Here is an 18100-nt window from a genome sequence, read left to right on the forward strand (position 1 = left end):
CAAGGGCGTCCTACGCGACCGGACCACCGGCGACCTGAAGATCGTCACCGTCACCCCCGACAACGAGGCCGACATCCTCGTCCACGACGCCCACACCGCGTCCCCCACGACCGCGTTCGCGCTCTCCCGCCTCGCCGACCCCAACACCCTCCACAACACCCCCATCGGTGTCCTCCGCTCCGTCGACCGCCCCGTCTACGACACCCTCATGGCCGACCAGCTCGACACCGCCCTGGAACAACAGGGCAAGGGCGACCTCGGAGCCCTCCTCACCGGCGGCGACACCTGGACCGTCGCCGGGTCGAAGGTCCGGTAGGCGATGCTGCGTCCGGTGCCGCGTCCCGCCGGGCTGTTCGACCAGGTGGTGGCCCGGCTGCGGCAGCAGATCACCGCGCAGGTCTGGCCGGTGGGCTCCCGTATTCCGACCGAACCGGAACTGGTCCGGCAGCTCGGGGTGGCCCGCAACACCGTCCGGGAGGCCGTGCGGGCGCTCGCCCACAACGGACTCCTGGACATCCGCCACGGTTCCGGCACCTATGTGGTGGCGACCAGTGAGCTGGAGGGGGTGATGCGACGCCGCTTCGCCGCCGTAGGGGAACGTGATCTCGTCGACGTACGCGACGCCCTGGAGGTGGCGGCGGCGAGGCTGGCCGCGCTGCGCCGTACGGAGGAGGACCTGCGGCGCATGAACGGGCTGCTGGACAGCGGCCCCGCCTTTCACCGGGCGCTGGTGGCCGCCTCCCACAACGAGGCGCTGATCACGCTGTACTCGGATCTCACCGAGTTGTTGCCGTCCGACGAGGACCGGGCCGGCTGCGCCTGTGCCGATCACGCCCGGCTGCTCGCCGCCGTCCACGCGTCGGCTCCGCGGGCGGCCGCGACGGAGGCGGTGTCCCACGTCCCGGCGTGGCACGTGGGCACCTGACCCGTCAGAACGGCATCTCGAAGTGGACCGTGGCCACCCCCGGGCCGTGTTCGCCGGTGGTGCGCGCGTCGAAGATCTCCTTGGCCATGCCGCGCCAGAACGCCTCCGCGCCCTCGACGTCCACATTGGTGTGCAGATAGAGGCAGTCGTAGCCAGGGGTGCCGGCGACGAAGTCGCGGGCCGCGTTCACCAGGGTGCGCGCCAGGCCCCGGCGCCGGTGCTCCGGGCGGACGTAGACGCGGACGAGCTGGGCGGTGGTGCCGGACGGATAGCGTTCGGCCAGCCAGCGGGGGTGCGGCGGGTGGGCCGGGCCCCGGGAGTGGACGGCGGTGGTGGCGACCACCTCGCCGTCGTGGACGGCCACCAGCAGGGTGTGCCGGGGATCGTCGAGGTAGGTGCCCTTGAGGTCCGTCACATCACGGTGCCAGCGGGGCACATAGCCGTATCCGAACTCCTTGTAGAACGTGTCGAGCATGACGGCCCGGGCACCGTCGACGTCCGCCGGTGTCGCGGGACGCACGGTGTAACCGGCGGGCGTGTTCCGACTCATCGTGGGGTCCTCTCGTATCGGGGACCTCACAGTACCTGACAATGAAAATGATTACCGATATCGTGTCGACCGGTCGCGGCCCTGTCGTCAGGGCGGCGCCGTACGTGACGACACGAAAAGGGGAGCCGTGGCTCATCTGCTGGTGGTCGAGAGCTGGGTCGGTTCGATGAGCAGGCTGCTGCCACGGGCGATCCGGGAGGGCGGACACGAGTTCACGTTCCTCACCCGCGACCTGCATCACTACCTGCGGTCCGCGCCCGAGGGTGTGGCGCACCCGCTGCTCGGGGCGCGCAATGTGATCACCGCGGACACCAATGACACCGAGGCTTTGCTGCCCCGGGTGCGGCGGTTGCACGAGGTGCTGGGCTTCGACGGCGTGCTCACGTCCTGCGACTACTACCTGCCCACGGTGGCGCGTGCGGCCGCCGCGCTGGGGCTGGCAGGACCGGCTCCGGAGGCGGTCGGGAACGCCTGCCGCAAGGACGCCACCCGTCGGGTCCTGGCCGGGGCGGGGGTGGCCGGGCCCCGCTTCGCGGTGCACGAGGAGTGGGCCGAACTCACCCGTGCGGCACGGGAGATCGGCTATCCGCTGGTGGTCAAGCCCGTCGACCTGTGCGCCGGCATGTTCGTGCGCCGGGTGGACGACGAGGAGCAGCTCGCCGCCGCCGTCGGGGCGCTGGCCGACTTCCCGGTCAACGCGCGCGGGCAGCGCCGGGTGCCCGTCGTGCTGCTGGAGGAACTGCTGGACGGTCCGGAGGTGAGTGTCGAGACCGTGTCGCACGCGGGCGCGGTGCATGTCATCGGGGTGACGGACAAGAGCGTCGGCGGGGCACCCGCGTTCATCGAGACGGGCCACATGTTCCCGGCCGCGCTGTCGGCGGCGGACGCCGACGCCGCCGAGCAGACCGCGCTCGGCGCCCTCAAGGCACTCGGGCTGACGGACGGCGTGGTGGCGCACACCGAGATCAAGCTGACGTCGGCCGGTCCGCGCGTGGTCGAGGTGAACCCGCGCCCCGCCGGGAACCGCATCACCGAACTGGTACGGCATGTCACCGGCATCGACCTCGCCGCCGCCTTCGTCGACGTGTCTCTGGGCCGCGCTCCCGACCTGCGGCGTACCGACACCGGGCTGCGCAGCGCCGCCGTCGGCTTCCTGGTGCCGGAGGCGACGGGCACGCTGGAGACGCTGGACGGTGAGCGGGTGCGGGCCGCGCCGGACGTCCTCGAAGCGCGGTTCGCCGAGCCGGGACGGCAGGTGAAGGCGGCCGGCAGCAACAACGAGTACCTGGGCCATGTGATGGCGGCCGACCCGGCGGGGACCGGCGCCCGCGCCCGGGTCGAGGCCCTGCTCGGCGAGGTGCGGTCCGGGCTGGTGATCCGATGAGCCCCGCCACCCCCGCGTCCGCCCGCACGGCGACGACGTACGACGAACTGCTCACCCTCGCCCGTGCCGGCGGACTCGGTCCGGATCCCGCCGGGTTGCGGATCTCCGTGGCCTTCACCACCCGGCAGGCCGTGCGGCACGAGGGGCGCGGCACCGGGTACCGCAACGAGGTGCTCAGTCTGCGCCTCGCCGAGGCCGTCGGCAGTTGCGCGGTCGAGCCCGGCGCGCTGCCCGACGGCGCGGTGGAGGACTGCGCCGGCGCGGACGCGGCCCGGCTGCTGGAGCATCCGACAGCACCGGTGCGGGTCGCCGCGCTGGACGCGTATCTGATGCACGTCACCCCGCACACCCCGGAGAACGGGGCGCGGCCCGTCACGCTGCCGTCCGGGACGTCGCTGGAGAAGTCCCGGGCCCGGGCCGAGGCCGTCGCCGGGCTGCTCGTCCTGCCGCCCGGGGCGACGGTGCTTGTCGTCGGCGTGGTCAACTCCCTTCTTGAAGCGCTGCGTTCGCGAGGTCTGGGCTATGTTCCGTGCGATCTCAAGGGCGGGGTCACCGAGTGGGGCGAGCCGGTCGTCACCGACGCGCTCGGCGCCGCCGGCCGGTGCGACGCGCTGCTCGTGTCCGGGATGACGCTGGGCAACGGGACGTTCGAGCCGCTGCGGGAGCTCGCGCTGCGGCAGGGCAAGCAACTGGTGATGTTCGCCCAGACCGGGAGCGCGGTACTCCCCCGCCTCCTGGGGCACGGGGTGAGCGCCGTGTGTGCGGAGCCGTACCCCTTCTTCTGGCTGGACGGCGGCCCCGGCACCCTGCACCGCTACCGCGTCGACCGTCCGGGAGGCACCCGGTGACCACCGCCGCCGTACGCCCCGCCGCACGCCCGGAGCTGCTCACCCTGCTCGGCCGTACCCCCGTCGTACGGATCACCGCCGGACTGCCGGGACCGCACCCCGGTTTCTGGGCCAAGCTCGAAGGGCTCTCCGCGGGCGGGATGAAGGCGCGGGCCGCCGTGTCGATGCTGATGGGCGCCCGTGAGCGCGGCGAACTGCGGCCCGGCGCCCCGGTGGTGGAGTCCACCTCGGGCACCCTCGGTATCGGGCTCGCCTTCGCCGGACAGGCCCTCGGGCATCCCGTCGTACTGGTCGGTGACAGTGAACTGGAGCCGACGATGCGCCAGTTACTGCGCTCGTACGGGGTGCGGCTGGAGATCGTGGACCGGCCTCGGCCGCAGGGCGGCTGGCAGGCCGCCCGTCTGGCCCGGCTGCGCGAACTGCTGGCCGTACTGCCGGACGCGTACTGGCCCGACCAGTACAACAACCCGGACAACACGGCCGGTTACGCCTCCCTGGCCGCCGAGCTCGCCGCCCAGCTCGACCATGTGGATGTGCTGGTGTGCAGTGTGGGCACCGGCGGGCACAGTGCCGGTGTCATCGGACCGCTGCGCAGGCACTGGCCCGAACTGCGCCTGATCGGCGTGGACTCCACGGGCTCCACCATCTTCGGCCAGCCCGCCCGGCCCCGGCTGATGCGCGGCCTCGGCAGCAGCATCCATCCGCGCAATGTCGCCTACGACGCCTTCGACGAGGTGCACTGGCTCGGTCCCGCCGAGGCCGTGGACAGCTGTCGCCGGCTGGCACGGGGCAGTTTCGTCAGCGGCGGCTGGAGCACCGGCGCGGTCGCCCGGGTCGCCGCCTGGGCGGCCCGCGTCCATCCGGGCGCGGTCGTCGCCACCGTCTTCCCCGACGGGCCGCACCGCTATCTCTCCACCGTCTACGACGACGACTTCACCACCGCCCACGGCGTCGACCCGGCCACCGCGGCCACCCGCCCGGTACAGCTGCCGCACCCGTACGCGGCCGAGGCCACCGGCTGGGCCCGGTGCACGCGCGTCACCGATCCGCTCACCCGTCCGGAGGAGGGCCGGTGAGGACCGGACTGCGCACCGTGCGCCTCGAACTGACCGAGCCGCTGCGGATCTCCCGTTCCACGATGTCCGCCCGTGAGGCGGTGTGGCTGAGCATCGAGCACGACGGTACGACCGGTCACGGCGAGGCCGTCAGCAGCGTCTACTACGGCCTCGACGTCCACGCCCTGGGACGCCATCTCACCCTCGCCGGAACGGCCTTGGCCCGCCACCCCGATCCGGAGTCGGCCCTGGAGGCCCTCCGAACGGGCGAGCTGGCCACCGGGGACACTCCCCCGGCCGTGACGGCGGCCGTGGACGCGGCACTGCTGGATCTCGTCGGCAAGCGAGCGGGCCGTCCCGTCCACCGGCTCCTGGGTACCGCCGACGGTCCGGTCGTGGCCACCGCGCGCACGATCGGCATCACCTCCCCCGCCCACGCGGCGGCGCTGGCGCGCCGTCTCACGACGAGCGGTTTCGAGGTGCTCAAGGTCAAGGCGGGGGCGGCCGATCCCGAGGAGGACGTCGATCGCGTACGGGCCGTCCGGGCCGCCGCGCCGGACGCCCGGCTGCTCCTGGACCCCAACGGCGCCTGGAGCACCGCTCGGGCGACGGCGCTGCTCCCCCGGTTCGCCGAGCTCGGCGTCGAGGCCGTCGAGCAGCCCCTCGCCCCCGGCGACCCGGACGCCCTCGCGGCGCTGGCCGCACGCTCACCGCTGCCGGTCGTCGCCGACGAGGACGCCGTGGACCTGGAGGACGTACGCCGGCTGGCCGGGCGGGTGCACGGCGTCAACGTCAAGCTCGCCAAGTGCGGCGGTGTGCACGCGGCCCTGCGCATCGCGGAGGCGGCCGCCGGCAGCGGCACGGAACTGATGCTGGGTTGTCTGACCGCCAGCAGCCTGGGGCTCGCGCCGGCCGTGCATCTCGCCGACCGGGCCCGCTGGGCCGACCTGGACGGTCATCTGCTGCTCGCCCACGACCCGTGGACCGGCATCGGCGGCGAGGACGGCCGGGTGCGGACGAGCGGACTGCCCGGACTGGGCGTCGCACCGCGGGAGGGCGACCGTGCGGACCTGGCATGAGATACGCCGCTTCCCGCCCGCCGTGCAGCTGCTGCTGGTCAACCAGCTCGGCGTCAACACCGGCTTCTATCTCCTCGTCCCCTATCTCGCCACGCATCTCACGGAGAACCTGGGGATGTCGGCGGCCGTCGTCGGGGTCGTCCTCGGGGTCAGGAACCTCAGCCAGCAGGGCCTGTTCGTCATCGGCGGCTCCGCCTCCGACCGGCTCGGCGCACGCGGCGTCATCATCGCCGGATGCGCCCTGCGCACCGCCGGGTTCGCGCTGTTCGCGCTCGGCGACGGCCTGGGCGTGCTGCTCGGGGCGTCCGTTCTCAGCGGGTTCGCGGGGGCGCTGTTCAACCCCGCCGTACGCGCCTACCTCGCGCGGGAGGCCGAGGACCGCAGGGCGGAGGCGTTCGCCCTGTTCAACGTGTTCGCCACCACGGGCGCGCTGATCGGGCCGCTGCTGGGCAGCGCGCTGCTGCTGGTGGACTTCCGTACGTCGGCGCTGACCGCCGCCGGGATCTTCGCGGTGCTGACCGTCGCACAGGCCCTGGTGCTGCCCGCCCGGAAGGCCGAGCCGAGCACGGGCGGTGTCCTCGCCGACTGGCGGGAGGTGCTGGGCAACCGCGCGTTCCTGGCCTTCGCGCTCGCCATGTCCGGCCTGTTCACCCTGGAGAGCCAGCTGTATCTGCTGCTGCCGGACGGTGCGCGTCACGCCACCGGCTGGGACGGCGCCGCCGGACTCGTCTTCGTGGTCGGCGCGGTCACCAGTCTGCTGTTCCAGCTGCGCCTCACCCGCGCGCTCAAACGCCGGGGGGACGGGGCCCGTTGGGCCGCGGTGGGGCTGGGGCTGATGGCGGCCGCCTTCCTGCCGCCCGCCCTGGTCGCCGGGGCGTCCGGCAGCCCGGACGGTGTGGCCGACGCGGTACTGCGGGTGCTGCCCGTGCTGGCGGCGGCCCTGCTGCTGCACCTCGGGGTGATGGTCGCCCAGCCGTTCGTGATGGACCTGGTCCCCGCCTTCGGCCGTCCCGGACTGACCGGCACCTGCTTCGGCGTCTTCTCCATGGTCTCGGGCGTCGTGGCGGCGGTCGGCAACGCCGTCGTCGGCTGGGCCATGGACACGGGGCGGGACGGCGGCGCCGCGTGGCTGCCGTGGGCGTGCTGTGCGCTGGCCGGGCTCGCCTCCGCACTCGGCGTCGTACGGCTGCGCCGCCTGGGCTCACTGCCCGCACCGCCGCACTCCCCCGTCCCCACGGCCGTACGAGGAAGGACCCCGGCATGAGCGGCAACCTGCTCACCGACAACCCGGCGCTGTACGAGGCCCGGTTCCCCGACCCGGCCCGGCTGGCCGGGCGCTGGACGGAGGACTGTCTGCGGCGGCACGGCGCGGGACGGCGCGTGCTGGACCTGGGCTGCGGCACCGGCCGTGACGCCGCGTGGCTGCACGACGCGGGCCGCGAGGTGACCGGCGCGGACCTCTCCCGGGCCATGCTCGCCCACGCCCGCGACCATCACCCCGGACCCGTGTACGTCCGTGCCGATCTGCACGGATTCGACCTGGGGCAGGGGGTGTTCGACGCCGTCGTGTGCCTGGACAGCGCCCTGCTGTACTGCCACACCAACGACCAGCTCGACGGCTTCCTGTCGTCCTGCCGCCGTGCCCTGGCGCCGGGCGGGCTGCTCGTCGCGGAGATGCGCAACGGCGCGTACTTCCTCGGCCGTACCGACCTGCTCGACACGCCCCGGAGCGACGAGTTCCTCTGGCAGGGCACCGTCCACCGGTCCGTCACCACCCTCACGGTGGACCGTACGGACCAGCTTCTGCGCCGCAGACGCGTATGGACCACCGACGACGGGTCGGCGCCGCCGGTCGAGCAGCGGTCCGCGTGGCGGCTGCTGTTCCCGCAGGAGCTGCGCCATGTGCTGGCCGCGCACGGCCTCGAGGTCCTGGAGCTTCACGACGGACCGGGGCCGCGCACCGAACCCCCCTGGCACGAGGGTCTGCTCCCCGGCCGCACCACCGATGCCGACCGGCTGCACCTCGTGGCCCGTCTTGAATCCGAGGAATCCTGATGCACGACGATACGACCCGTTCTCCCTCCTTCACCGCCCTGCGCCGGCGCGGCTTCCTCGCCGCGACCGGGGTGGGCGCTCTCGCCCTGGCCGGCTGCGGCGGTTCCGGTTCCGACGACGGCGCCGGTGACGGCGCGCCGAAGAAGGGCGGGCGGCTGCGCGCCGCGTTCGCGGGCGGCGGCGCGAGCGAGACCCTCGACCCGCACCTCGCGAACCTGTTCGCCGACGCCGCCCGCGCCAAGGCCCTGTTCGACAAGCTCGCCGACTACGGCGCCGACCTGTCCGCCGTGCCCCGCCTCGCCGAGAAGTGGGAGCCCAACGCGGCGCTGGACCGCTGGCAGGTCACCCTGCGCGAGGCCGCCTTCCACGACGGCAGACCGGTCACCGCCAAGGACGTCCTCTACAGCTACCGCCGGATAGCCGACCCGAAGCAGGCGTTCCGCGCCAAGGCGTCCCTGGAACCCATCGACCTCGACGCCAGCCGCGCCACCGGTGAACGCTCGGTCGAGTTCGTGCTCAAGCGGCCCACGGCCGAGTTCCCCAACATCCTGGCGGCGTTCGGCGCGTACATCGTGCCCGACGGCGCCACCGAGTTCGACAGGGCGCCGGTCGGTTCGGGGCCGTTCCGCTTCGTGTCGTTCGCGCCGGGCCGTTCGGCGGTGTTCCGCCGCTACGACGAACACTGGGAGGGCGCCCCGCACCTCGACGAGATCGAGTTCCTCGTGGCGAACGAGGAGTCGGCGCGGGTGAACGCGCTGCTCGGCGGGCAGATCGAGTACGCCCACGAGCTCAACCCCACCACCGCGCGCGCCCACGAGGACAAGGGGCAGATCGAGATCGTGCGGCTACGGGGCAGTGCCATGCAGGCCTTCTGCATGAAGACCGACCGCCCGCCGTTCGACGATCCGCGGGTGCGCCAGGCCTTCTTCCTCATCGCCGACCGCCAGGAACTCGTCGACGGCGCGCTGTCCGGCGCGGGCGAGGTCGGCAACGACCTGTTCGGCAAGGGCTACCAGTACTACGCCGACGGCCTCCCCCAGCGCGAACAGGACCTCGACAAGGCCCGCGCACTGCTGAAGCAGGCCGGCGCCGAGGATCTGAGGGTCACCCTGGACACCTCCGCCGTCGCCGCCGGATTCACCGAGGCCGCCGGCATCTTCCGCGACCAGGCGAAGAAGGCCGGGGTCACGGTCGAGGTGCGGATGGGCAGCAAGGACTCCTACTGGAGCGACATCCTCGACCAGGGCACCCTGTGCTGCTACCGCTCGGGCGCCATGCCCATCGAGGCGCACATCTCCCAGCGGCTGCTCACCGACTCCTCCACCAACGCCACCCGGTGGCGGCACAAGGACTTCGACGCGCAGTACCAGCAGGCCCAGTCCACCCGCGACCCGGCCGAGCGTGCCGCCGTCTACGAGCGGATGCAGCGCCGGCTGTACGCCGAGGGCGGCTTCCTCGTCTGGGGGTTCGCGGACTGGATCATCGGAACCGGACGCCGGGTCAGGGGCGTTGAGACCAAGGCGCCCGCCAACACGCTCGACTGGGCGCGCTTCGACAGGGTGTGGCTCGCGTGAGCGGACCACGCTCCTTCGTCGCCCGGCGGCTGCTGCTCGGCGTCGCGCAGACCGTGGCCGTGGTGCTGCTGGTCTTCGCGCTCACCGAGGCGCTGCCGGGCGACGCCGCGGTCGCCCTCGCCGGGGACCAGCCCGACCCGGCCCGGATCGCGGCCATCCGGGAGGCGATGCGGCTCGACCGGCCGGCCTGGGAGCGGCTGGCCGACTGGACGGCCGGGCTGCTCCACGGCGACCTCGGCACCTCGCTGGTCTCCGGCCGGCCCGTGAGCCTGTACCTCGCCGACGCGTTCGGCCCCACCCTGCTGCTGGCGTCGCTGACCGTGCTGCTCCTGGTGCCGGCCGGGTTCGGGCTCGGGGTGCTGGCCGCCCGGCACGCGGGCCGGCCGGTGGACCGGCTGATCAGCTCCGTCACGCTCGCCGTGTACGCCGTCCCCGAGTTCGCCCTCGGGGTGCTGCTGGTGACGGTGTTCGCGCTGCGGCTCGGCTGGCTGCCGCCGACCGCCGTCGGCTACGGCACCGATCTGGCCGCCCATCCGGCCGCGCTGGTGCTGCCCGTGCTGGTGCTGCTGTCACGGCCGGTGTGCTCGCTGGTGCGGCTGGTGCGCGCCGGCATGATCGACGCGCTCGCCTCCCCGTACGTGGCCCAGGCCCGGCGGTACGGCGTGTCCGGCGCCCGGATCCGGTACACGCACGCGCTGCCCAACGCGCTGGCGCCCGCCGCCCAGCAGCTCGCCCGGACCGTGGACTGGCTGCTGTGCGGGGTCGTCGTCGTGGAGGCCCTGTTCGTGATCCCGGGGCTCGGCACCGTACTGCTGGGTGCCGTGGCCGAACGCGATGTGCCGGTGGTGCAGGGGCTGGCGGTGGTGTTCGGTGTGGTGACCGTCGTGCTGAACCTCGGCGCCGATCTGGTGGCGCACCGGGTGGCTCCGCGGGCGGGGGTGGCCGCGTGAGCCGGCTCCGTACGGGCCGCTTCGCCCTCGGTGTCGCGGTCGTCGCCGTACCGCTGCTTCTCGCTCTGTTCGGGCCGGTGTTCGCGGGCGGGCCGGGGCCGCGGGCCACGTCGTTCACGCTGGGTGGGGGGCACTGGCTCGGCACCGACTTCGTGGGCCAGGACGTGTGGCGGCAAGTCCTGCACGGCGGGCGGCCGGTGGTGCTGACCGCGCTCGCCGCGACCGCCCTGGCCTATCTGGTGGCCCTCCCGGTCGGTCTCGTCGGTGCCCTCACCCGGCACCGCCGCCTGGAGGACCTGCTGATGCGGCCCCTGGACGTGCTGCTGGCCGTCCCGTCACTGCTGCTGATCCTGCTGGCGGCCACGGTGTTCGAGCCGGGCGCCGTCGGGCTGGCGCTGCTGGTCGCCGTGGCCAATGTGCCGGACGCGGCGCGTCTGGTGCGGGCCGCGGCCGCGGAGGCCGCCGCCCGGCCCGCGGTGGAGGCTCTGCGCATGCAGGGCGAGACATGGTGGCGGATCGCCGTCGGCTATGTCGGCCGCTCCATGCTGCGCACCCTGGCCGCCGACGCCGGCACCCGGCTGACCGGCGTGCTCTACCTGGTCGCCACGGCCGCCTTCCTGGGTGTCGGTGTGGCGCCGGACGCCGCCGACTGGGCGGTCATGGTCGACCGCAACCGCACCGGACTGTTCGTGCAGCCGTGGGCGGTGGTCGTCCCCGCCGTGCTGATCGTGACGCTGACGACGGGGACGAATCTGCTTTTCGACGCCGCGCTGGACAAGGGCGGCAGACGGACCAGGAAGGAACCACGTCCGTGAACCACGAGCACACGGTGGCGGAGATCCGCGACCTGCGCGTGCGGGTCGACGGCCGGTTGATCGTCGACGGTGTGAGCCTGCGGGTGCCGCCCGGCAGGGTCACGGCGCTGATCGGCGCGTCCGGCAGCGGCAAGACCACCACCGGGCTCGCCCTGCTCGGCGAGTACCCGGCGGGCGCCGAAGTCACCGGCGAGGTACGCGTGGAGGGCGACGGCCCGGTCGGCTACGTCCCCCAGCATCCTGCGTCGGCGCTGAACCCGGCCCGCCGGGTGTCGGCGCTGCTGATGGACATCGCGCGGGCGCAGGTGCGCCATCTGCCCTTGCGCCGACGCCGGTTGGCGGCGCGGGAACGCGTGCTGGAGGCCATGTCCGAGGCCCAGCTCCCCTCCGTCGCGGAGCTTCTGCGGCGCTATCCGCACCAGCTCTCCGGCGGGCAGCAGCAACGCGTCGTCCTCGCCCAGGCGTTGCTGCTCGGCGCGCGGGTCGTCGTGGCGGACGAACCCACCACGGGCCAGGACGCGCTGACGAAGAGCCGTATCGTCGAGCAGCTCACGGCGGTCAGGGCGCGGGGCATCGCGGTGGTGCTGCTCAGCCACGACCTGGACGTGGTGCGGGCCCTCGCCGACGAGGTGGTGGTGCTGCGGGCGGGCCGGGTCGTCGAATCGGGCCCGGCCCAGCGGGTCCTGCTCGCTCCCGAGCATGCGTGGACCCGCGAACTGCTGGCGTCTGACGCGGCGTTGCCCGATTCGGAAGCGCCGACCACCGAACAGCCCGTACTCCGTGTACGCGCCCTGACCGCCCGCCATCGGGACGGCTCGCGCCCCGCCACCGTCGTTCTGCGCACACCCGAACTCGACCTGTTTCCGGGCCGGTCGCTCGCCGTCGTGGGCCGTTCCGGCAGCGGCAAGACCACCCTGGCCCGCTGTGTCGCCGGACTGCACCGGGACCACGACGGCGAGGTGCTCCTGGACGGCGTCCCGCTGCCGCGCAGCCTGCGCGACCGCGACCGCGCACAACTGGCGGCCGTGCAGTACGTCTTCCAGGACGCGCACGCCGCCTTCGACGAACACCGTTCCGTCGCACGGCAGGTCGCCCGCACCGCCGTACGGCTGCGCGGCACCGACGAGGACACGGCGATCCGGGAGGCGCTGACCACGCTGGACGCCCTCGGCCTGCCGGAGGAACTGGCCCACCGGCGCCCCGGCCGGCTCTCCGGCGGCGAACTCCAGCGCGCCGCCCTCGCCCGCGCGCTGCTCGCCCGCCCCCGTGTCCTCGTCTGCGACGAGATCACCTCGGGCCTCGACCCGGTCACCCGCCGGGGCATCCTCGACATGCTCACGGGGCTGGCCCGCGAGCGCGACGGGCTGTCCCTGGTCCTCATCACCCACGACCTGGACACGGCGGCCCTGGCCCACCGCATCGCCGTACTCGACGCCGGCGAGATCGTCGAACAGGGCCCGGCCGGACAGATCCTGACCGCGCCGGCCCACCCGTTCACCGCGTCGCTGGTGGCGCGGATTCCGGCGGCGGCTCGGGATCAGTAGCCGACCGAGAACGTCGCGTCGGCGCGGTCCGTGGCGGTGGTGACCGGGTCGACGCGCAGGGCGTAGTCGGAGTGGCGGATGTAGCGGGTGGGGTAGTTGTGGGAGCGGAAGGAGGACCAGGACGCGTCGGCCAGACCGGCCACCCGGTGGAAGGTGGCGTCCTGGGCGAAGGCGCTGGTGCCGTCGCTCGCGTCGAGGCGGAGCACGTAGTCGTAGTGCCGCAGATAGCGGGTGGGGAAGTTGACCGACTGGAACGAGACGCCGGAGGAGTCCGCCAGGCCGGGGACGAGTTTCCACTGGGAGTCGGTGTACGGGTCGAAGGGGTAGGCGTCGATCCGTGCCAGGTAGCCGGCGTGGCGGACGTAACGGTCGGGGAAGTTGTACGACTTCAGCCGGTTCCAGGCGGGCGCGCCCCAGCGGGACAGCAGGTTGGTGTACTCGGCGGCGGTGATCGGGGCGATGGTGCAGTGCTTGGCGTTGACCGGGTGGGTGTAGAGCTTCTGGTCGACCGGGGTCCAGGTGCCGGCGGCGAGGTTGGTGGTCTGCCAGGCGTAGAAGACGCCGTTGGGCGTGTAGGTGTCGCCCCACAGGTACCAGGTGTTGGAGGTCAGGGACTTCACAAGGGTCGGCGCCTCCGTGCCGCCGTGGGCCACCGACGTGCTGAACGGTGTGAAGCTGCCCGGGTTCAGTGAGGCGGAGCGGGCGCCGACCAGGCCGCCGGTACTGCTGCTCTTGAAGTAGAGGTAGTTGACGCCGTTGACGCCGACGGCCATGTCGCCGTCGATGATGTCGTAGCCGGGGTCGAAGAACACCTGCGGTGCGGAGACGGTGGTGAAGTCGCTGGTGTAGTTGACCATCAGGACGCTGTGACCACTGCTGTTCACCGAGGAGTAGATAATCCCGTACTGTCCCCGGCTCGCGTCCCAGAAGGCCTCCGGGGCCCAGCTGTGGGTGACCATGTCGTGCAGGTGGGGGCGGCGGTAGTTGGTGAAGGAGCGCAGGTCTGCGGAGTCCCACACATGGATGGTCTGGCTGTTGTAGCCCCAGTCGGTGCCTTTGAGGTCGGTGGCGATGACGATGAGGCCGCCCTCGCGCTTGCGCAGGATGAACGGGTCGCGCAGTCCGCCGGCCCCGGCGGTGGGGGTGACGACGGGGTTGTTCTGGTTGAGCGGCGTCCAGTTGAGGGAGTCCGTGCTGACGGCGAGGTGAAGGCCGTAGTCGGTGCCGAGGCCGCTCGGCGACTCGGTGAAGTAGCCCATGACGTAGGCGGAGTCGGCGGCTCGGGCGGACCGGGCGCCGAGGGACAGATCGGCGGCCAGGGCCGCCGTCGTGGCGGCGGCGGCACCGAGGAACAGCCTGCGGGACGGCAGGGCCTGGCTGTGCGGGCGTGCGCTCATCGGTTCTCCAGGTGGGTGCGGGGCACATGACCGGCATGTTCGATATTTCAAACACAGTTCGATAAGCCGGTCAGAACCTAGAGCTGTTGACCGAGACCCGTCAACACCCGCGGCGTGCCCCCGCCATGCGGTCTCTCAGCGCGGGGAGGCGGGGGCGAGCGCCCTGTCCAGGAGGGCGCGGAGCAGAGCCGGGGCCGGGGCGCCGTGGGCGTGTGCCGGTCGAGGAGCGGGGGGCGGCGCGCCGCGTCACCGCAGGGCGCGCCTCAGCGCGGGCATGAGACGGAGTGCGTTGTCGCGGTTGATGCCGCGGCGTTGCTGGTCGGTGAAGGCGGGGTCGGTCTCGACGGCCGGCACCGTGTAGCCGGTGACGATGTCGGCCGAGGCGGCCGGCCAGTCGGTGCCGAAGAGGACCCGGTCGGCACCGGCGGTGGCCACCAGAGTGCCCGAGGGGGCCAGGGGGCCCGCCGTGTCGTAGAAGAATCGGTGGAGATGGTCCCGTACCCGGGCGGCGTCGAGGGGCGGGGTGCAGAAGTCGCCGAAGGCCGCCATGCGGGTGGCGATCTGCGGGAGGAACCCGCCGGCGTGCGGCAGGACGACCGACAGGTGCGGGTGGCGGTCGAGCGTCCCGGTACGGATCAGGTTCACGGCGGCACGCGTGGTGTCCAGCAGGAAATCGCACATGAAGTTGGGAATCCCGGGGACGGTGGGCACGCCGGGTGGTCCGCCCGGGAGGTCGAGCGGGTGGGTGAAGAGGACGGCGGCGCGGTCGTCGACTTCCGCGAGGAAGCGGTCGTACGCGGGGTCACCGAGATAGACCCCGTCGTAGTTGGCCTTCACGCTGACTCCCACGGCGCCGAGGTCGTCGTAGGCACGTCGCAGAGCCCACGTGGTCACCTCGGGATGGTCCAGGACGGCGGGGGCGAGGACGGCGAAACGGCCCGGGTGTGCGGCCATCAGGCCGGACATCGCCTCGAAGACGACCGTGAGGCCCTCCCTGGCCTGTGCCGCGGAGCGGTAGCGGTCCTGCATGGTCGGGTTGAGGACCGCGGTCGCGATTCCCACCCGGTCCATCAGCGCCAGGGTGGAGTCGAGATCCCAACGCGCCCACCACAGCAACTCCTCCCGCCGCACCAGGCCCTCGCGCTCGGCCCAGTCCACCCATGCCGGAGCGGTGAAGTGATGGTGGACGTCGATCCTTGCCCGGCGGCTGTCACCCCCGTTCCCCGAGCCCTGCGGCGGCTTCTCCTCCCCGGCCTGCGCAGTGGCCCCGCCCCCGGCGGAGACGGTGGTCGCCACCGCCCCACCTGCGACGAGCAGACTCCGGCGGCTCATGGCCCGTGTCGATTCCGGCATCCGTGTACCCCATCCGTAGCGCCCTCAGCGTGCCGCACCACGATGGCCCCACGGCGCGCCCGCGATCGCCACGGCGTGCTCTGTTCGCGGTGGGTTCCCCCGGACGGACGCGGTCCGGTCCCCAGGGGCCGGACCGGCCGGCTCGTGCCCGGCGCCGCACCGGAGGGCCACCGGCTCGCCCCTGCCCGCGGGCCGACTACCGCCACCACCGGACCGGACGGCGCCCCGTGGTTCACGGAGTGGGGCGGCGACCGTGTCGGCACCGTCACCGCCGGGGGCGTGATCGAGGCCCGGTCGAGGAGATCCGTGTCGCGCGGGGGAGGGCGAGGTCCGCGGGCCTGAACTCATCGGTGAAGGACGGCGCGACGTCGGGAAGCCCCGAAGCGCCGGACGGACTCCGCATGGACGTGAGCCAAGTCCGGAAGCCGGTGAGCGCTTTTCGGACAAACGGGTGCCGTCCGGGTGAGCAGAGACAACCCGGAGGGTGCCCATCCGCCTCTCATGGTCCGAACACCACGGCTCTGCAAGCCAGTTGGGGTCGTGCTGCTCGTCCACGTTCCATGACCCACTCGAAAGCCGGAAGCACGAGGACTGATGACCAGACTCCAAAAGGGCCGCCCCAGCCACCTGAACCGCCCCTACCTCGCCGCCGCCGCGGCCGTCGCCGTGGTCGCGGGTGTCGTCGCCGCCGCACCGGACGCGAAGTCCGAGGAGCCGACGCCGAAGCTCGGCCTGATCGCCGCCTCCACCTCCGTCACGCTCGACTCGTGGAAGGAGGATCCCGGGGTCTATCTCGACCTCGGGACCTACCTCACCTCCGAGAACGGCGCCCTGGAGCTCAAGGTGACCCGGAAGTCCTACAAGGACCCGGTCGTCGCCCAGCAGATCCTCCGGAACGGCAAGAAGACCCGGACCCGGACACTTCCCGCCGGGCTCGTGAACGACTTCGCCGGTCTGCCGGACTTCACGCGGATCACCCTCACCGACGAGGCCGGCTCGACGGTGCTGGAGAAGAGCGAGGCGTTCTGTCCCAACAACGCCTCCGGCCGGGTCCGGCCGGACGCCCCCGCCAACTCGAAGTATCCGGAGAGCTGTCCGACGAACCCCTTCACCCTCGGCTCGGTATGGGGCGTCGAGAACGGCTGGGCGTCCAACACCTACTCGGGGTTCTACACCGCCCCGGTCCAGCTGGCCGCAGGCACCTACACCGCCGAGATCAACGTGGCCGAGAAGTACCGTGATCTCTTCGGCATCGCCGACAAGCCGCAGACCGTCAAGGTGGTCGTCCGCGAGCGCAGCTGGGAGGACGAGGAGAGCGCCGGCGTCCGCGGTTCGGCGAAGACCACCGCCTCCGGGCACAGCGCCCATGCCGAGCACGACGCACACGCCGAGCACAGCGCGCACGCGGGGCACGGGGCCGGCGCGGACACCCCGGCCCCCGGTGCCGTGACGAGCGGCGCGGGCCCCTCGTACAACGCCGGCCACGGACCCTACCCGTCGGCTCCGCCCGCCCTGCCGTGGGCGGTGAAGCGGAAGGCCCTGGAGCGGCAGGCCCTCACCACCGCCGAGGCCGGTGACGGCCCCGGTCAGACCGACGGCTCGCGGCAGGCACCGGGTGCCCTGCCCAACGCGAAGCGGCCCGCGGGCAAGGCATCCGTGCCCGACGTACCGAAGCCCGACCTGCGCTCGCTGCCGGCGTACGGCATCACCGTCAGCGACGGCTACGAGGAGGTGCCCGGCAAGGACTACCTCGCCTTCAGCGCCAACGTGTGGAACGCGGGCCCGGCCAAGCTCGTCGTGGACGGCTTCCGCTCCCCGGGCAAGGAGGTGATGGACGCCTACCAGTACTTCTACGACGCCGACGGCACACAGGTCGGATACACCCCCACCGGCGGCATGGAGTGGGACCCGCGTCCCGGCCACGAGCACTGGCACTTCCTGGACTTCGCCAGTTACCGGCTGCTGACGGCCGACCAGAAGGAGACGGTGCGCAGCGGCAAGGAGGCGTTCTGCCTGGCCAACACCGACGCCGTCGACTACACGGTGAAGAACGCCGACTGGCACCCGGGCAACACGGACCTGTCCACCGCGTGCGGCCAGGAGAACTCCATCTCCGTCCGCGAGGTGCTCGACGTCGGCTCCGGCGACACCTACACCCAGGACCTGCCCGGCCAGTCCTTCGACATCACGGACCTGCCGAACGGCACGTACTACATCCAGGTCCTCGCCAACCCGGAGAACCGGCTCAAGGAAACCGACCACAGCAACAACAGCGCGCTGCGGGAGGTCGTCCTGGGCGGCGAGAAGGGGGCCCGTACGGTGACGGTCCCCCCGCACCATCTGGTGGACGCCAACTGACCCGCCCGTGACGGCCGGGGCGGCCCCGGAGACGAACCGGAGCCGCCCCACACCGCGCTCACGGCTTCCTCGATCCCCGCTGTCGGACGTTGAGCGGGTGATGGTCTTCATGGCGCCGGCCGACTCGCCGATGTCTGTCGTGGGCGAGTACCCCGGACCGGGGCCCGGAACGCCGATCGGAGCGTGTCTCCCGGCTGTACCGCCGGGAGACAC

The 18100-nt window shown here is 72.7% G+C and carries 15 protein-coding genes and 1 pseudogene; 13 read left to right on the forward strand and 3 right to left on the reverse strand.

The genetic code is table 11. From position 1 onward, the window contains the following. Nucleotides 1-316 (forward strand): annotated as a pseudogene (locus ACGFR9_RS28485) (2-oxoacid:ferredoxin oxidoreductase subunit beta); the annotation flags it as partial. Between the two features lie 3 nt (nt 317-319). Further along, the gene (locus ACGFR9_RS28490; RefSeq protein WP_393213801.1) at nt 320-925 is read left to right on the forward strand and encodes a FadR/GntR family transcriptional regulator; all 606 of its coding nucleotides are present in this window, start codon (nt 320-322) and stop codon (nt 923-925) included. 4 nt (nt 926-929) lie between these two features. Here ACGFR9_RS28490 and ACGFR9_RS28495 read toward each other — a convergent pair whose 3' ends face one another. Next, nucleotides 930-1475 carry a GNAT family N-acetyltransferase gene (locus ACGFR9_RS28495; RefSeq protein WP_030225495.1) on the reverse strand — a complete coding sequence of 182 codons (546 nt, stop codon included), beginning with the start codon at nt 1473-1475 and terminating at the stop codon, nt 930-932. Between the two features lie 127 nt (nt 1476-1602). Between ACGFR9_RS28495 and ACGFR9_RS28500 the strand changes: the two genes are divergently transcribed. The 10 genes from ACGFR9_RS28500 to ACGFR9_RS28545 are packed head-to-tail and all read left to right on the forward strand — an operon-like array spanning nt 1603 to nt 12779. Then, nucleotides 1603-2859 carry an ATP-grasp domain-containing protein gene (locus ACGFR9_RS28500; protein WP_393213804.1) on the forward strand — a complete coding sequence of 419 codons (1257 nt, stop codon included), beginning with the start codon at nt 1603-1605 and terminating at the stop codon, nt 2857-2859. Further along, entirely contained in the window at nt 2856-3707 is an 852-nt protein-coding gene (locus ACGFR9_RS28505; protein WP_393213807.1) for a hypothetical protein, read from the forward strand. Before ACGFR9_RS28500 ends, ACGFR9_RS28505 begins: the two co-directional genes overlap by 4 nt. Next, the gene (locus ACGFR9_RS28510) at nt 3704-4783 is read left to right on the forward strand and encodes a PLP-dependent cysteine synthase family protein (protein ID WP_393213810.1); all 1080 of its coding nucleotides are present in this window, start codon (nt 3704-3706) and stop codon (nt 4781-4783) included. Before ACGFR9_RS28505 ends, ACGFR9_RS28510 begins: the two co-directional genes overlap by 4 nt. Next, the gene (locus tag ACGFR9_RS28515; protein WP_393213813.1) at nt 4780-5841 is read left to right on the forward strand and encodes a dipeptide epimerase; all 1062 of its coding nucleotides are present in this window, start codon (nt 4780-4782) and stop codon (nt 5839-5841) included. The genes ACGFR9_RS28510 and ACGFR9_RS28515 overlap by 4 nt, the downstream gene beginning before the upstream one ends. Continuing rightward, nucleotides 5825-7105: an MFS transporter gene (locus ACGFR9_RS28520; protein ID WP_393213816.1), complete on the forward strand. Its 1281-nt coding sequence runs from the start codon at nt 5825-5827 to the stop codon at nt 7103-7105. The genes ACGFR9_RS28515 and ACGFR9_RS28520 overlap by 17 nt, the downstream gene beginning before the upstream one ends. Then, complete coding sequence (locus ACGFR9_RS28525; RefSeq protein WP_393213819.1) at nt 7102-7896, forward strand: class I SAM-dependent methyltransferase; 795 nt, start codon at nt 7102-7104, stop codon at nt 7894-7896. Before ACGFR9_RS28520 ends, ACGFR9_RS28525 begins: the two co-directional genes overlap by 4 nt. After that, complete coding sequence (locus tag ACGFR9_RS28530) at nt 7896-9470, forward strand: ABC transporter substrate-binding protein (protein ID WP_393213822.1); 1575 nt, start codon at nt 7896-7898, stop codon at nt 9468-9470. Before ACGFR9_RS28525 ends, ACGFR9_RS28530 begins: the two co-directional genes overlap by 1 nt. After that, nucleotides 9467-10420 (forward strand): ABC transporter permease, encoded by a 954-nt coding sequence (locus ACGFR9_RS28535; protein WP_393213825.1) that lies wholly within the window; start codon nt 9467-9469, stop codon nt 10418-10420. The genes ACGFR9_RS28530 and ACGFR9_RS28535 overlap by 4 nt, the downstream gene beginning before the upstream one ends. Beyond that, a complete protein-coding gene (locus ACGFR9_RS28540) occupies nt 10417-11235 on the forward strand; it encodes an ABC transporter permease (RefSeq protein WP_393213828.1) in 819 nt (272 codons plus the stop codon). Before ACGFR9_RS28535 ends, ACGFR9_RS28540 begins: the two co-directional genes overlap by 4 nt. Further along, nucleotides 11232-12779: an ABC transporter ATP-binding protein gene (locus ACGFR9_RS28545; RefSeq protein ID WP_393213831.1), complete on the forward strand. Its 1548-nt coding sequence runs from the start codon at nt 11232-11234 to the stop codon at nt 12777-12779. Before ACGFR9_RS28540 ends, ACGFR9_RS28545 begins: the two co-directional genes overlap by 4 nt. On the opposite strand, the gene ACGFR9_RS28550 is transcribed toward ACGFR9_RS28545, so the two are convergent. Next, nucleotides 12773-14176: a glycoside hydrolase family 43 protein gene (locus tag ACGFR9_RS28550; protein WP_393213834.1), complete on the reverse strand. Its 1404-nt coding sequence runs from the start codon at nt 14174-14176 to the stop codon at nt 12773-12775. The genes ACGFR9_RS28545 and ACGFR9_RS28550 overlap by 7 nt on opposite strands. A 246-nt stretch (nt 14177-14422) precedes the next feature. Next, nucleotides 14423-15508 carry an amidohydrolase family protein gene (locus tag ACGFR9_RS28555; protein ID WP_393213837.1) on the reverse strand — a complete coding sequence of 362 codons (1086 nt, stop codon included), beginning with the start codon at nt 15506-15508 and terminating at the stop codon, nt 14423-14425. Nucleotides 15509-16123: 615 nt separating this feature from the next. On the opposite strand from ACGFR9_RS28555, the gene ACGFR9_RS28560 reads away from it, so the two are divergent. Continuing rightward, nucleotides 16124-17887: a lysyl oxidase family protein gene (locus ACGFR9_RS28560; RefSeq protein ID WP_393213839.1), complete on the forward strand. Its 1764-nt coding sequence runs from the start codon at nt 16124-16126 to the stop codon at nt 17885-17887. The last annotated feature ends 213 nt before the right edge of the window (nt 17888-18100 follow it).

Origin of the sequence: Streptomyces sp. NPDC048584 (genome assembly GCF_043199595.1) — a bacterium.
Taxonomy (GTDB): Bacteria; Actinomycetota; Actinomycetes; order Streptomycetales; family Streptomycetaceae; genus Streptomyces; species Streptomyces edwardsiae.